We start from the raw sequence: 15,068 nt of genomic DNA on the forward strand, positions 1-15,068 counted from the left end.
GCTTGACCAGCGCTCGGTGAGAAGTGTCGAGAGAGGCGTGTTCAGGACATGGGCGACATCTGCGGCGATGCCTCGCCAGTCGGACCAGACGTGTCGCTCTTCGCGAAAGGGAGCAGGATCTCCGCGAGCGCCTCCATCTCGGACGCCTTGATCTTGCGCACCGCTTCCATCGGCCAGCCGGTTTCCGCGACGAGCATCGCCATCAGGGCGGCGGTCTCCGAGCCGGTCGAGGCGAGCGACACCTCATGCGCCGCGATGCCGCCCAGCGTCGGCTCGTCGATGTCGATCACCGCGAATTGGCGATCACCGAGGATGATGGGCTTCTTCAGCGTGACGGTCGGCATGATATGCGATCACAGGTTGCGCCGACGCGGTCGGCTGAGGAGGGTACGTGAGACAGGTATCGGGCGCGTTTGGGTTGCTGTTCACAGTGCTGTGGCTCGTCGGTTCCGCTCTCGCAGCCGAGCCGATCAGCGGCCGTGCCTCCGTCACTGACGGCGACACGCTCGTCATCCGAAACACGAAGATCCGCCTGCACGGCATCGACGCGCCGGAGAGCGCGCAGGTCTGTCAGGATGCTGCTGGGAAAGATTACCGCTGCGGCCAGAAGGCGGCGCTGGCCCTGGCGGACAAGATTGGCGAGGCGACCGTCTCCTGTGAGCCACGCGACACTGACCGCTACGGAAGGACTGTGGCCGTCTGCCAGATGGGCAGCGAGAACCTGAACGCCTGGATGGTCTCCGAGGGTCACGCCATCGCCTACCGGCGCTACTCCGAGGATTACGTGCAGGCTGAAGGCGCGGCCCGGACACGAAAGCGCGGGATCTGGGCTGGTACATTCGAGCCGCCCTCAGACTGGCGGCGTGCCAGGCGTGCGAACGGTGTCGAGACCCGACCAGCGATGCCGAAGTCCCTTGAAACCGCACCGGCGGAGGCTGCGCCCGGCGGCTGCAAAATCAAGGGTAACATCAACGCCAAGGGCGCCAAGATCTACCACGAGCCGGGGAGCCGCGATTACGAGCGCACCCGGATCAACGAGGCGAAGGGCGAGCGCCGGTTCTGTTCGGCGGAGGAAGCCGAGAGGGCAGGATGGCGCGCGACGGGCGGGCGCTAGTGGATAGAATTCGACGCTCGATATCCACTCGCGAGGTCCGCTGAGAGTGGGAAGCAGCCGTGCCCTTCGCGTCGTAAGTGGCCGGACCTGACCCATACCAGCCCTTGAAATAGTCTGCTTCCAAGCCCTTCGGTGTAGCGGACCTCCCTGTTCCTGATCCGGCGTTGCGCTCTTACGATAGGGCTTGCTGGTGTCGTGAGTTATGAGGGTGCTCGTGACACGGACATCAAGCAACCACTGCCCGCCGCGCTTCGGACCCGGCGACCCTCAGCGCCTTGCCGCGCTACGCAGCTACGACATCCTCGACACCTCACCAGAGCCGGAGTTCGACGACATCGCGCAGATGGCCGCACAGGCCTGCGACGCACCGATGGCTCACATCAACTTCATCGATGCCGATCGGCAGTGGATCAAGGCAGCCGTCGGGCACGATGCGCGCGAAATGCCGCTCCACTTCGGCTTCTGCACCCAGACTCTGGCGGAGGATGGCATTCTCGTTCTGCCAAATCTCAAGCGAGAGCCGGAGCTCGCATCCAACCCTCTCGTCACCGACGAGCCGCACCTGCGCTTCTACGCCGGCGTCCCGCTGGTCACGCGGGATGGTTGGGCCATCGGCACGCTGTGCGTGCTCGACCGCGAGCCACGCACTCTGACCGCGCAGCAGGAGTTCATCCTGAAGGCGCTCGCCCGAACCGTGATGGCGCAACTGGAGAGCCGACGCTCTGCGGCTGCCCTGCGGGCGCGGGAGGCCGAACTCCGGCTGGTGGCCGATGCCATGCCGGTCCTGATCGGCTTCATCGACCGCAGCTTCACCTACCGCTTCGCCAACGCCGCCTATCAAACCTGGACCGGGCGTGCGCCCGAAGATGTCGTCGGCCGCACCATCTGGCAGGTGCTCAGCGCAGGCGAGTTTGAGGCCCGGCTCCCACAGATCGAGCGAGCGCTCGCGGGCGAGGAGGTGCGGTTCGAGCACAACTGGGCCTGCCCGGACGGCCAGGTCCGGGTTGCCGACATCCGCTACATGCCGCGCTTCGCAGCCGCCGGCTCGGTCGACGGCTTCTACGTCTTCGTGCACGACGTCAGCGACCGCAAAAGGGTCGAGGACCTGCTTCAAACCCGGGCCAATCGTCTTGAGGCGCAGGTCGCCTTTCAGACGCGGGACCGCGACCGGATCTGGACCCTGTCGCCAGTGCTGAAGGTCGTCGCGGCGCCAAACGGTCGGATCGAGAGTGTGAACCCCTCATGGACCCGCGCGCTGGGCTGGTCCGAGGGTCAGACGGTCGGACGAGACTTCTCGATTTTTGTGGCGCCTGAGGAGCGAGGAGCCACCTCGGTCCTCCTAGGTCGCCTTGCGGCTGCAAAGCCTGTCGAGGACACCGAACTGTCTTGCGTCACGCACGACGGCAGCACGCGGCGCATCCTCTGGACGATCGTGCCTGAGGACGGATTGCTCTACGGATTCGGCCGCGACATCACCGAGCAGCGGCACGCCGAAGAGGCCCTGCGCCAGGCCCAGAAGATGGAGGCAGTCGGCCAGCTCACGGGCGGCATCGCGCACGACTTCAACAACCTGCTCACCGGCATCGTCGGCTCTCTCGACATGATGCAGACCCGCATCGCGCAGGGCCGTACCGACACGATCGAGCGCTACGCCAAGGCGGCGATGTCCTCGGCCAACCGGGCGGCGGCGCTCACGCACCGCCTCCTCGCCTTCGCCCGCCGTCAGCCGCTGGAGCCGAAGCCGGTCAACGCCAACACGCTCGTAGCCTCGCTGGAGGACTTGCTGCGCCGGACCATCGGCGAGGCCATCAGCCTAGAGATCGTCACGGCGGGTGGGCTCTGGCCGACCCTGTGCGACCCGCATCAGCTGGAAAGCGCGATCTTGAACCTCGCCATCAACGCGCGCGATGCAATGCCGGATGGCGGCAAGCTCACGATCGAGACCTGCAACACGCACCTCGACCGAGCCTACGCCAAGCTGCACCCGGGTGTAGAGCCTGGCCAGTACATCTGCATCTGCGTGACAGACACGGGCACCGGGATGCCGCCGGACGTCATCGCGCGGGCCTTCGACCCGTTCTTCACGACCAAACCGATGGGCCAGGGAACGGGGCTTGGCCTGTCGATGATCTACGGCTTCGCGCGCCAATCCGAGGGGCACGCCAAGATCTACTCCGAGGTTGGCCAAGGCACGACGGTGAAGATCTACCTGCCGCGCCACCGGGGTGCGCTCGCGGCCGAGGAGGCTGAGGCCACCGGCCTCACCGAGGCGCTTCGGGCGGAGGCCGGCGAGACAGTGCTCGTCGTCGAGGATGAGCCGGTGGTACGCGACCTCATCGTCGAGGTACTCGCTGATCTCGGCTACCGCGCCCTGGAGGCGCAGGACGGCCCCTCGGGGCTCAAGGTTCTGCAATCGCGCGAGCGCATCGACCTACTTGTCACGGATGTGGGCCTGCCGGGCCTGAACGGGCGCCAGCTCGCCGACCAAGCCCGCGAGACCCGCCCGGAGCTGAAGGTGCTGTTCATCACGGGCTATGCCGAGAACGCGATGTTCGGGAACGGTCAACTCGACCCGGGCATGCAGATGATCACCAAGCCCTTTCCGGTAGAAGCCCTCGCTACCCGCATTCGGGCAATGATTGAGAGCTGACTGGATCGAAGCTCAGTACTTCATTGGCGTGGTCGCGTGCGTCCAGCTTCGGGGCGGGGGCAGTGCGGGCTTTCAGCTACGCTTTTGGCGGATTGTCTTCAGCTGCGAGCCTTGCTGACTCTGCCGGCGTTACACCATCGCGGCGGCAGTCCGTCAAAGCCGAGCTTGAACTCTACTCGGGACTCCAGCGCATTCACCCCAGCTGCGCTTCTGACCCCCAGCGGGCATTTGAGCAGCCGTCGCGCAAGGACCGCTTGGGGTCGAGAGCGGCTCCTCGATTGGGTATTGAGCAACAGGCTTCGGCGTTAGATCCCCAGTGCCCGCCGCGTCGGCGCGAACCAATCCACGCTGCCGGAGCGCGCCACGTTCTCGTCGTCGTCGACATAGAAGATCTCCTCGCCGTCGATGACGAGCTCGTAGTGCGAGACCTCCACGATGGTGTGATTGCACTTCATCAGCTCGCCCGGCGTGTTCTCGTCCGGCTCCCAGGCGTTGACCACGCCCTCGATGATAGCCCGGGCCGGCACCACGCCACCGCGCCGCACACGCACCGAGCCGGCAAAGACCCACTTGTCGAACGAGCCGGCCGCAAGCCCGAAGTGGCGCAGCGTGTCGAGGTCGAAGCCGCCGGTGGCATACTTCGGCTCGAGCGCTTCGATCTGAGGAAAGCTGAGATTGAGGCTCATCACCGAGCCGCCAGCCATGTGCTCGGAGGTGCGCCGGGTGAGCGCCGGCAGCGCCATGGTCTGGATGATCTTCTGGCGCGACGACTCGGGCTGGTCGGCCCGGCGCACGTCGATCGCTTCCATCACGTAGGGGTACTGGATGGCCATTGCGGCGCTCCTTCAAGCATGGCTGTCGAGGGACCGAAGAGCCGGTCACAGAATGGCGGAGGCGTTGATCCGGGCCGCGATGTCGGCGACGAGATCCGTGACGGCCTGGCGGTAACGGCGCACATTGCGCTTGGCGACGCGGAAGACCGGCGCCTCCTCGATGCCGAGATCGACCGTGAGACGTCCGGCCCGCACCTGCTCGGGCGAGTTCTCGTCAGGCTTGAACTCGACCTTGTAGCCGAGGATGTCGTTGCCCGCCTTGTGGTCGCGCAGGTTGAACTTGAGCGAGTTGATCCAGGCCTCGGCGTCCGACGCGCTGATCTTGCGGCCGAGGAACTGCCGGGTCGCGCGCTGATGCTCGACGTCGATCGCGTCAGCGCCGCGGACCTGGTGGATCTGCTGCCACGCATCGCCATCAGTGGCGCAGTTGTCCGTGCCGATGAAAACGAAGCCGCCGTCCGCGATGGCGCCGTCAACGTCAACCTCGCCGCGCACCACGATCGAGACTTCCGCCGCGAGCAGCTGCTGGCCCTCGACCGAGCCGTCGCGCAGATCGAAGGCGATGTCGCGCGAGGCGCCCACCAGTCCGTGGATCTGCCGGTTGGCGAAGGGTTCGAACGGCTTGCCGCCGTTCTGGAAGTCGGCCCGGCTGATCAGACCCAGGATGCGGGGCGCCATGGGCCGGGTGATGACGGTCGCGCCGTCGGTATCGAAGACGCGGGCCGCGACGCCGACCGGCATGATGCGGTCCGAGCCGATCGTCTCGCGGGCATCAATCGCGGCATCGCGGTTGCTGTCATCCACATCGACCACGGCGATAGCGAGCAACGCCGAGAGCACCTCGGGCAGGGCCGCGACGACAGGGTTGGCATCGGTGCCCGTGCGCTGCGCGGTGTAGCCCGGGCAGCCGACGAGGCGCGGGGTGGCGTTGATGCTGGACGGAGCCGCCTTCAGCACCTGCAGGCCGGCGACGATGTTGGCCTGCGTCGTGACGAGCTTCGCGGCCGTATCGCCCCCGGTGCCCTCGGCGCACCGGATCACAGTGATGTCGGCGGCCTGCGAACCGGGTGCGATCTGCGCGTTCACGGCTGCCACCGCGTCGGCGAGGTAGCCGGTGCCGAGCTTCGACGTGAAGGTCACATCCGAGGAGGAGAACCGGACCGCTTTGAACGATGAGGCGTCGCCAGCCGTGCCGGCCGGGAACAGCGTGTCGTCCGCGCCGGTCGAGGTCGAAACGAAGGCGATCTTGGAGAAGTCGACCGGGCCGAGCGCAACCGGCTCGTCCGAGAAACGCTGGTCAATGGTGCCGAAAACGGGTGCGGTGGCCATGGATGAATCCTCTCAGGCAGGGAGATGCACGGCGCGGCCCGAGAGGGCAGCCGGAGGTGTCGAGGTGGATGGAGGAGAGAGATCGAGGCGGCGCATCCAGCGCCGGCCCTCAGAACTTGATCTCGGGCGTGGTGATCTTGATCGCGTCGGACGTGTCGGCCGCGGCCTGCAAACCGAGGATGGGCAGGCCTTCTGCGCCGGCCGAGCCCCAGACGCGGATGGCGCGCAGCTGCTGACCGTTGTCGGCCACGATCTCTGTCACCAGGATCTTCGACACATCAGTGACCCGGATCGTCTCGGTGGGGCGCTTCACTTCGGAGGACATGGGCGCCCCTTAGGCCGGCCAGCCGGCGTTGATGTCGATGGCGGTGAGCTCCGTCTCGTCAGCTGTGGCCACGGCGTCCTTGAGCGCCCAAGCGCGGGCGATGAAGCCGCCGAGGTAGGCCTGCATCGCGGTCAGGACCGAAGCGGCCTGCGCGGCTGTGACAGGCACGTTGACGTTGGCCTCCGTGCGGAGCGATCCAAGGGGGGCGTTGGCCTGACCTTGTGCGATCAAGGTGTTGGCAACGGATGCCACCGAGAGCCAGTTGGTCTGGTCCTTAGTGTCGCGGTTCTGCAGGACCTGGACGCCGTAGGCGCCCCCGAAATCGTGCGGGTAGCCGGCCCGCATCCCCGCCCCGGCCCGCGCGTCGATCGCAGATTTGAGCGCTGCTTTGCGCTCGTCGAGCGGGACCGGCGGCGGCCCGAAGGTGTTTTTCTTCGGGTCGTGCAGATCGTCGATCGAGGCGGTCTCGCTGGCGACGAGACGGAAGCCGTCGAGGACAAATCCCTCGGCGGCCAGGATGGTGTTGACGACGCGCGATGTCGCAGGGTCGATGACTGCGGTTCGCATGGATCTCACCCGTAATAGATGCGGACTTCGCCGCGCCCGCCATCGCCGCCGTAGCCGCCAAAGCCGCCATTGGTCTGGACGCCGCCGCCGCCGCCTCCGCCACCGCCGGGCGCGGCGCCGTTGCCGCCCCTGCCGCCGCGGGTGCTGACGGCGCTTGTCCCGCCGCCGCCGGATCCTCCGCCGCCCATACCGTTCGGCTGCACGATGCCGCTGACGCCGCTGTTGGGCGTCGTCGTGGTCGGGGCCACGCCAGGCGGCCCCGTCCCATTGACGCCGCTTGTCCCGCCAGCTCCGCTGTTAGCGCTCTGGCCAGGGCCTCCACCGCCACCGCCTGCGCCGGCCAGCTTCGAGGTTCCGCCCGCAGAGCCAGCCCCGGCTCCGGTGCTGCCGGCGCCGCCAAGGCCGCCCGCGTCGAGCGCACCGGACGTTCCGCCTCCCATGGCCCCGCCGGGTGTGCTGGTGGTAAAGCCGCCGTAAGCGAAGTGATTGAGGAAGCCTGTATTGCCACCGGATCCACCCGCGGTACCATCTCCGCCGGTCGAGCCGGTCCCGCCAGACCCAACCGTGATAGTTGAGCCCACGCCAGCCGTCTGAACCGGGACGGCTCCGAACCAGCGACCGCCGCCGCTGCCGCCGCTGCCGCCCGTGCCGGCCGCGCTATAGGAACCTTGGGTTCCGCCCTGGCCGCCGCCGATCAGGTCGGCCAGGCACCACTTGATATGCGGACCCCAATAGAAGGTGTCCGACGATGTGAATATCATTGAGCCGCCCTTGAGCAGCTCGGAGACCATCGTGGAGCCGTCTGAGGAGAAGCGGCGCTCCTCGCCGGGATACATGCGCCAAAACGACACCACACCGTCCGAGACGTTGTTGCCGATCTGTATAAAGCCGCTCGTGCCGTTGCGGAGGATGACCCACCAGCCAGCCTTGAGATTGGCCGGCGTGTCGAAGGTCTGGCTGATGTTGCCGGTGCCCGTAATATCGATGAGCTTGCCGCGGTCGGCCGCGACGAGCTGCGTATTGCCCGTGCGGTTCACCCTGGTGAGCTTTCCGCCCGTGTCGGCCGCCGTCTGCGCGTTGTTGGCCGCCGTCTGTGCCGCAGTGATACCCGCCGACAGACCGGTACTCAGAGCGTCAAGGTCGGCCTGCTGCGCGGCCGTGTCGATATTGTCGCGCTGCGTCCGGCTGACGAAGACGCGCGTCAGCGTCTCCGTTACCTGGTCGGCCGGGACGCCGGTCGACTCGATCTCCTCGAGCGCCGCGCGGATGATCTCGAGCTTCGTTTGCGCGTCGAGAACGAGGGGATTGATCCCCTCCGTGATGCGCTGAAGCGCGACGCCGATCCCCTCCGCGACGAGCGCGTCGAAAGTCAGGCCGCGCTGCTCAAGCGCAACGGTCCGCATGTGCAGCGAGAGGAACCGCCGCGTCAGTTCTTCGGCATTAAGGCGCGTCTTGCCGTCAAAAAACCGATACTCGGCGTCGAAGTCGACGGCGTCGGCCATCTCAGGCGCGCTCCACCGCGTCGGCGACCTGATCCTTGATCGCATTCAGCACCTCGCCTGACAGCAAGATCTCGTCGTGCGAGGGCAGGATATAGGTGCCGTCCGGCAGTTGGACCGGACGGGTGACCGTGACCGCATACTTTGCGTCGGCCTTGATGGTCTTCGGCAGGGGCATGGGACCAGCTCCGGATGCGGTAGGGGCAGGCGCGCAGCCGTCAGGCTGCGAACCAGAAGTCCGTCGAGATGATGAACGTGTTGGCGGCCGCGTCCGTCACGCCCACACTCTTGAAGCGGAAGCTGTTCGTGGCCGCGATCGGGAACGTGCAGGTCCAGACGAACGCCTTCGGGTCGTAGCCATCGACCGTCTTCACGATGCTCGACGGGTTGATATTGCTCGCGCCCACGATCATCGTCGGCGTGAAAGTGTGATGGGCCGGGTCGAAGTTCTCCAGCCGGAACTCCACTTTGACGCTCGTCGTGGTCACGCCGGCCGGCAGCGTGAACAGCTTCGAGATCCAGGTGAAATCAGTGCGCGGGCGCCATGCCCACGTTTCCGACTGCGCCAAGTCGATACCGGGCATCAGATCCGTGGTGCCGATGAACACCGCCCGGAACTGCATCAGCGGCGGCAAGCCGTTGAAGGGCGTCATGCCGGTGTCGGGCGCAATCGGGAACCAGGCGTTGCCGGTGGCGGGCTTCACCTCCAGGGTAAGCCTCGTGCCGTCCGGGACCTTGCCGGCGATCAGCGTCTTCAGGTTCGAGATGCCGTTCTGGCAAGAGAGCGGCTGGAGATCGACCTCGACGCGGGTGGTCGCGAACTTCGCATAGATCGCCTCGAAGGCGAGGTCGAGCGTGAGCGAGCCCTGAAACCAGCCGCCGTCCGAGCCCTGGAAAAAGGAGCCCTGCGCGTACTTGTTGTTCGAGACCTGACAGAAGAAGTGCTGCCCGCTCGTGACTGCGACGAGCCCGTAGCGCTTGCCCGGGTCGAGATAGCGCGGCGGGAAGGCGAAGCGGGTCGCGGCCGGATAGGTCTTCAGATTGGCCGCAGGCACCTCCGAGACCGCGATAACCTTGGTGAGATCAGGTGAGGCCGAAGCCGTCGTCTCGCATAGGACGAGCTTCACAGAGCCGGCAGAGGCGGCCTTCGAAAGGAAAAGGTTGATGCCGGTAAGCCAGCCGGCCGCATTGTTGAGGAAGGTCTGCGCACACTGTGAGCCGTTCAGCCCTTCCGTCGTGACGACGGCATCCCAATAGGTCTCAGTCCAGGTGTCGGTCCAGAACTGGGTCAGACGCACCTCTCTGTGATCGCCCGCCGTGCCGGTCTCCGCACCCCAATCCTTGCCGGTGAAGGCGACAGCGAAGGTCTCGCCGTTCTTCGTAAGCACCTGCGACGTGGCGTTATAAGTGCCGGTGTAGAACTCCGGTCGGTTGGTGCATGTCGTATAGCTGGTGCCGTAGCTCGTCGCCGAGCGCGACACACTGCGCTGCACCATCGTCGTGACTTGATACTGATTGTCTGCTGCCGAAATCTGGGCATCGTTGCCGACGACCGAGATCCGCTTCTCCTCGGTATAGGCCGGCAGGATGAAGTCACCCGTCTTGGTGATCTTCGGCTCGGAGGGATTAAGCGGACGGATCTGGGCGATGACGATGGCGGCCGGCGGGAAGCGCACGCCCTCCTGCCGCAGCGCGAGCCAGGACGGATGCGCCGGATCAGACCCATCATCGTCCTGGAAGTAGTCGAAGCCGTAGCCGACCTGCACGGTTGGGATCTTCTCCAGCCGCTTCAGGCGCGCGACGTCCATCAAGAGCGACCGCAGGGTCGATGCGGACGGGATGCCCTTCTGGCCCTCGGCGAGGTTGGCGATGTCGGTGGCGAGCGTCTCGATGCGCTTGCCGGCGCCTTCCTGGAAGGCCTCGGAAACGTCCGCGCGCACTCGCAGGGCTTCGGCCGACTGGAGCTCGGTCTCCGCCAGCATCGTGATGCGCTCGATGCCGGTCGGCGTGAGCAAGATGTCGGCGACCGCCACGAGGCCAGTCCCGACCGCGCCGCGTACCGGGTTCGGGCTCTCGGCGCCGAAGATGACGTCCATCTGCAGGGCGCGGCGGCGCTCCAGCGGCACGGTGCGCGCCTCGGCCTCGCCGGTCGCCTCGCTGACGATGAAGTCGCGCGGCTGCAGATCGGTGTCGATCTCGGTGCCCCAAATCAGCACGGTGGCGATCTTCTGTGTCGTAACCGGCAGATTGGCGGTCAGGGTGTAGCCGGTGGCAACATCGCGGTAATAGATCTTGCCGCCCAGATAGACCCGGCCGGGCGCCACGGTGATCGCCGCCGCACCGTTCTGCACGACATCGCAGTCGACGTAGTAGTTGCCGGCTCCGATGCCGTCACGCACGGCCGCGTCAACGTGACCCTGCGCGAAGATGCCGATGTTCGAGGCGTCGGCGCCCGTGAGCTCCTGGTAGTCCTGTAGGGCAACGCGCCTCATCGGCTGATCTCCACTTGATCGCCGCAGACCGCATCCCCGCAAAGCAGGTTCGGGCCGGGGCTAAGGATGGCGTGATGGTCGAGGTCGACGTAGACCTGATCGCGCAGCGACCGGGCCGAGCGGATGGCACGCAAGGCCTCGTCGAGCCGGCTGCGATCAGCCGGCAGAAGGTGCTTGCGGTTGAGGTACTGGCGAGGGCCCACGAAGGCCTTGCGAGGCGTGACAGGGCGCGTGATCCGGACGTTGACGTCGGCCGTGAAAGGCGGCTGTCCGAGCCGAGTACGGCTGAGGAAGAAGCGGCCTCGGCCGGGCGGGACGTGCCGGCCGGGCTCGTAGAGCCAGACCGTATCGTAGACCCGGAGATACGAGGTTGATGGCGCCGGGTTGGCGTTGACGCCGAGGAAGCGGCCCAGGCCCTTGCCGAGGAAGAGCTTCGCCCGCGGCGCCGTCGTATGACCGTGCACCTCGACAGGCGTCGGATCAATCGGGGTCTGGCTCGGCGAGACGACGAGGCGCTTGCGGCCGGTAGTGGCCGCCGCGTAGGCGACCGAATGGGTAAGCCGCACCGTCTTCGACTGCGCCCCGCCACCGAGGAAGCGCCGCCGTCCCTCGTAACCCAGGAAGGCTGTCAGGGGCCGCAGGTTCAGCAGGTGCACCTGCTCCTCGACGATCGCGATCCGGCTCTCGTCGAGCCGGGTCGTTACCGTGACCCGCAGCGGCACCTCAACGCCGCGGTCGTAGAGCGTAGCAACGCGCCCGGCCCGATCTTCCGCGGACGAGGGCAGCAGGCCGCGCTGCGCAGCCCCTTTGGCCGTCAGGAAGCTCGCACGCAGGAAGAACGACCGCTTGCGCTTCGCCTTGCCCCGGTAGGGATAGATCCGCAGCTCGGGATAGTGCGTCAGCCAGGCGGCGCGATCCGCGGCTGTGAAGCTCGGCCCGAGATGGGCGGTGGCCGGCGGGCGCCGGAACTTCGTGACCTCGGCGCCGGTCAGCGCCACGTAGCGGCGGAGCGCGTAGGGCGTGCCCTTGCGCTGGTGCAGCGGCAGCGAGGCGGCCACAGCCGCGCGGTGAGCAGTGTCGTCGCCGGCGCCCGGCCAGACATCGACCGAGAGGCCCCAGGCCACGAACGGCAGGAAGCGCCCCGTGACGGCGGTCGGCTGGCTCAGCGTGTCGAGCGGAACCGGCACATCGCTGACGCGCGCGCTCGTCTCCGCAAGTCGGCCCTCGAAGGGCGTGTGGTTCGTCGGCAGCAGCTTCGTGGCGCCAGGCCGGGCGCTCGTCACAGTAGCACCTGCGTGCGCAGCGTCACGGCGGCGGGGTCGAGATAGCCAATCTGCTTGTCCGTCGGGCGGATATCAGAGAGCGGCGCCCCCATCAGCACGGTCTCGACGGCCGGCACCTTGGCAGCAGTCTCGTGCCCGAGGCGGTAGTGCGTCTGCGCGATCTTGTAGCGCGAGGCGCCGTAGGCCCGGATTGCAGCCTCGGCCGCCGTCTTCAGCGTGCCCGGATCCGGCCCGCGAGGGATCAGCAGTGTCGCCTCGACGCCGTAGCGCAGCACCTCGGCGCGCACGACCGCGACCTCGTCCGTGAGCGGGGTAATGTCCTCGCGCTGAAACAAGTCGACGACCTTGGCGACGACATCATCCGAGACCAGCGTGCCGTCCGGCCCAGCCAGGACCACGTTCACGCGGCCGGCCTTCGGGCTGTAGGCCCAGGCATCGAAAATGCCGAGATCCGCGCTCAGCGCGTGAAAGATGTAGGCGCCCTGCGCGCCCGCAGTCGAGAAGGTCTCGGGCGCGAGCTGCACGCGGCGGCGGAGGCGCTCGTCGCCCTCGCCGTCGAGGCGCGTCACGCCGAACAGGGCGGCGAGGTGGTCGAGGTTCGTGCCCGCCGCATAGGCGAGGAGCAACCCGCGCGCGGCATCGTTGACCCGGGCCCGGACCAGCAGCTCGCGATAGGCGAAGGCCTCGATCAGGATGACGGCGGAATCCGTCTCCAGCATCGTGACGTCATAGGCCGGCAGGCTCGGATCCTTCGCCCGCACCGTTGCCCAGCGCGCGGCAAAGGCGGCCTTCATCTCGGCTACGACATCATCGAAGCTCAGCGCGTCGAGAATGTCGGGCGGAGCGAGATCGGAGAGCGAGACGACGGTCGGCGCGTAGGACAGAGCGTTCATGCCGCCACCCTCGTCGCCTGCAGCGTCCCGGCCTCAGTGAAGCCGACGCCAATGAAGGCAGGCTCCTCGGTCATGTCGCCAAGGTGCCCGCGCGGGCGATAAATCACCTCCATCACGAAGGAGACGGCACCTTGCCGGATCTCCTCGACGGAGGGCGCCACCGACACCTTCACGACGCGCAGCCGCGGCTCCCAGATCGTGATGGCGAGCGCGAACACGGCGGTGGCGAGCGCCAGGAGGTCGGGCGTCAGCTTGCGGCCAAGAAGCCGGCGCATGCCGCCGCCGAAGTGGCGCAGCATCACCCGCTCCCCGATCTCCGTCTCGAAGATCACGTCCACGCTCTGCAAGACATGATCCCAATCCGAGAGCGGCCGGCCCGTGAACCGGCTGATGCCGCAAGAGGTCATGACGGCGTCAGCGGGCCCGGCGGGGCTTGCGCGGAGCATCCGTCTCCGGCTCGATCCTGTCGATCTCGTCGGCCAGCGTGGGCAGCTTGGGTTCATCGCTCGCCTGGGGCGAGCCGCCGTCGTCGTCCGAAGCCGGCGTGATCCGGCCCATGTCGCGCTCGTACATGGCCTGCGCCTCGGTCAGCTTGACGATGTCGCCGACCTTCGTGCCGTGCGGGAACGCGGCGAGGTTGGCGCCCTCGCCGACGCGGTAAGCAGTCTTCTTCATGGGAGATCTCCGAAGCTCAGGCTTCCGGGTTGCCGGACTTCTCGCCGCCCGACTTCACGCCGCTGTGGACGTGGTCCTTGCCGATGTTGCGGTCGTCGTGCTGGACCTTGCCGTTCTCGAACTTGGTCCCGTCCTTCGTGGTGCGCCGGACGTGATCGCCGATCTTCTCGACGACACCGTCCTTGCCGAAAGTGATGCTGTTGTTCTCGCCCCAGGACATGACGTGGCCGTCCTTGGTCAGCGTCATCTTCCAGTCCCCGAACGTGTCGACGTTCTCGTCGGTCCTCTCGGAGGGCTGAGGGTTCTGGTCCGAGAAACCGCCTTTGGGCATGATGAAGCCCTGGCGCGGGTCTCCGTCTGGGCAGATGGCGTAGACGATCTGGCCTTTGGTCAGCGGCCGCCACGTCTTGTAGGCGCCGCCCTGCTCCGGGTGCGGAAACCACGGACTCGGGACGGCCTTGCCATCCTCCTCAGCGAACTTGATCTGGTAGCCCTTCTTGCCGTCGACCTGCTCGATCGTGCCGACCCGGAGCATGTTGGTGTTCTTGTGCTCGACCTCGGCTAGACGCTGACCCAGCCGGATCACCTCCCGCAGGAGATCGTCGAAGTCGCTCACGGCGAGGGCTCGGCTTCCAGGGCGGTGGTACGGTCCGGGCGCTCAATGGTCATGCGCTGCGCCAGTGGCTCGCCCTCCGGCGCGAACAGCGGGCCCAGGCCTAGCGCGCGGTACGAGGCGTCTGTCAGACCGAGATCGGCCTGCCGTCGGCGCCACTCGGGCAACGGCTCGCCGACGATCATGCCTTCGAGGAGCGGTACGTCGGCCGCAAGACGGGAATCGGCCGCCATCATGCCGCGCAGCCGGGCGATCGGCCCGTCAGGCGCAGCGCCGAAGTCCGGCTCGGCGATCGTGTCGGCCTGGATCACGTACTGGCGCGCTGCGTAGCGAATACCCTGCTCGGCATTGGCGCCGCGGGTGATCGTGATCTCCTTCGGCCAGAAGGCGATCTCGCGCAGGAGGTCCGACCAGGCACCACCGACCTGGATCTCGCGCCAGATCTGGCGGCCGATCATGTTAAGGGCCGTCTCCAGCCCCTCGTCGGTGTGCGGGATGTCGAGGCGCAGCGCCTGGCCGCCGCCTTCCTCGACCGGCAGATCGACCCGCACGATGCCGCCGACCGCAACCTCGATGACGATGTTGATGGTGCGCGGCGCGTCGAGCGCGGCCCAGCCCTTGACCTCGAGCTTCTCGTCGTCGGTCGAGATCACGATGAAGGGCTTGGCGCCCTGCTTGTTGACCATTTCCTCGATCGGCTGGACGGCCGAGTCGTAGACCCGGCCCTCGGCCAGCGTCCTGTCGACGAGCGCCGCACCAAGGCAGGTCCGGATGGCGTAGGCGATGATGCTCACG

General features: G+C 67.0%; 16 protein-coding genes. 2 read left to right on the forward strand and 14 right to left on the reverse strand.

Features of this window, described 5'->3' with window-relative positions; all coding sequences use genetic code 11:
• Positions 1-41: 41 nt before the first annotated feature.
• Positions 42-344, reverse strand: coding sequence for a phage tail assembly protein (locus tag WDW90_RS15405; RefSeq protein WP_336488278.1), 303 nt, complete (start codon positions 342-344; stop codon positions 42-44).
• A 47-nt stretch (positions 345-391) separates the two neighbouring features.
• Here WDW90_RS15405 and WDW90_RS15410 point away from each other — a divergent pair, with 47 nt between their 5' ends.
• Together WDW90_RS15410 and WDW90_RS15415 are read left to right on the forward strand one after the other, a co-directional pair.
• On the forward strand, positions 392-1,114 hold the full coding sequence (locus WDW90_RS15410; protein WP_336488279.1) for a thermonuclease family protein: 723 nt from the start codon (positions 392-394) through the stop codon (positions 1,112-1,114).
• Between the two features lie 202 nt (positions 1,115-1,316).
• Complete coding sequence (locus tag WDW90_RS15415) at positions 1,317-3,764, forward strand: PAS domain-containing protein (RefSeq protein ID WP_431311044.1); 2,448 nt, start codon at positions 1,317-1,319, stop codon at positions 3,762-3,764.
• Positions 3,765-4,069: 305 nt separating this feature from the next.
• Here WDW90_RS15415 and WDW90_RS15420 read toward each other — a convergent pair whose 3' ends face one another.
• From WDW90_RS15420 to WDW90_RS15480, 13 genes are all read right to left on the reverse strand, one after another.
• Positions 4,070-4,597 carry a phage major tail tube protein gene (locus tag WDW90_RS15420; RefSeq protein WP_336488281.1) on the reverse strand — a complete coding sequence of 176 codons (528 nt, stop codon included), beginning with the start codon at positions 4,595-4,597 and terminating at the stop codon, positions 4,070-4,072.
• Positions 4,598-4,642: 45 nt separating this feature from the next.
• On the reverse strand, positions 4,643-5,926 hold the full coding sequence (locus tag WDW90_RS15425) for a phage tail sheath family protein (protein WP_336488282.1): 1,284 nt from the start codon (positions 5,924-5,926) through the stop codon (positions 4,643-4,645).
• A gap of 109 nt (positions 5,927-6,035) precedes the next feature.
• Positions 6,036-6,239, reverse strand: coding sequence for a hypothetical protein (locus WDW90_RS15430; RefSeq protein WP_336488283.1), 204 nt, complete (start codon positions 6,237-6,239; stop codon positions 6,036-6,038).
• A gap of 21 nt (positions 6,240-6,260) precedes the next feature.
• Positions 6,261-6,818, reverse strand: coding sequence for a DUF4376 domain-containing protein (locus WDW90_RS15435; RefSeq protein ID WP_336488284.1), 558 nt, complete (start codon positions 6,816-6,818; stop codon positions 6,261-6,263).
• Between the two features lie 5 nt (positions 6,819-6,823).
• Positions 6,824-8,320 carry a hypothetical protein gene (locus tag WDW90_RS15440; RefSeq protein ID WP_336488285.1) on the reverse strand — a complete coding sequence of 499 codons (1,497 nt, stop codon included), beginning with the start codon at positions 8,318-8,320 and terminating at the stop codon, positions 6,824-6,826.
• A 1-nt stretch (position 8,321) separates the two neighbouring features.
• Positions 8,322-8,495, reverse strand: coding sequence for a hypothetical protein (locus WDW90_RS15445; RefSeq protein WP_336488286.1), 174 nt, complete (start codon positions 8,493-8,495; stop codon positions 8,322-8,324).
• A 40-nt stretch (positions 8,496-8,535) separates the two neighbouring features.
• On the reverse strand, positions 8,536-10,809 hold the full coding sequence (locus tag WDW90_RS15450) for a hypothetical protein (RefSeq protein WP_336488287.1): 2,274 nt from the start codon (positions 10,807-10,809) through the stop codon (positions 8,536-8,538).
• Positions 10,806-12,092 carry a phage tail protein I gene (locus WDW90_RS15455; RefSeq protein ID WP_336488288.1) on the reverse strand — a complete coding sequence of 429 codons (1,287 nt, stop codon included), beginning with the start codon at positions 12,090-12,092 and terminating at the stop codon, positions 10,806-10,808. The genes WDW90_RS15450 and WDW90_RS15455 overlap by 4 nt, the downstream gene beginning before the upstream one ends.
• Complete coding sequence (locus WDW90_RS15460) at positions 12,089-12,985, reverse strand: baseplate assembly protein (protein ID WP_336488289.1); 897 nt, start codon at positions 12,983-12,985, stop codon at positions 12,089-12,091. The genes WDW90_RS15455 and WDW90_RS15460 overlap by 4 nt, the downstream gene beginning before the upstream one ends.
• On the reverse strand, positions 12,982-13,332 hold the full coding sequence (locus WDW90_RS15465) for a GPW/gp25 family protein (RefSeq protein WP_336488290.1): 351 nt from the start codon (positions 13,330-13,332) through the stop codon (positions 12,982-12,984). The genes WDW90_RS15460 and WDW90_RS15465 overlap by 4 nt, the downstream gene beginning before the upstream one ends.
• A gap of 67 nt (positions 13,333-13,399) precedes the next feature.
• A complete protein-coding gene (locus tag WDW90_RS15470) occupies positions 13,400-13,660 on the reverse strand; it encodes a hypothetical protein (RefSeq protein WP_336488291.1) in 261 nt (86 codons plus the stop codon).
• A gap of 16 nt (positions 13,661-13,676) precedes the next feature.
• Positions 13,677-14,276, reverse strand: a complete 600-nt coding sequence (locus tag WDW90_RS15475) for a baseplate assembly protein (protein ID WP_336488292.1) — start codon at positions 14,274-14,276, stop codon at positions 13,677-13,679.
• Positions 14,273-15,067: a hypothetical protein gene (locus WDW90_RS15480; protein WP_336488293.1), complete on the reverse strand. Its 795-nt coding sequence runs from the start codon at positions 15,065-15,067 to the stop codon at positions 14,273-14,275. The genes WDW90_RS15475 and WDW90_RS15480 overlap by 4 nt, the downstream gene beginning before the upstream one ends.
• Position 15,068: the final 1 nt, after the last annotated feature.

This window comes from Methylobacterium nigriterrae, assembly GCF_037106235.1.
Lineage (GTDB): Bacteria > Pseudomonadota > Alphaproteobacteria > Rhizobiales > Beijerinckiaceae > Methylobacterium > Methylobacterium nigriterrae.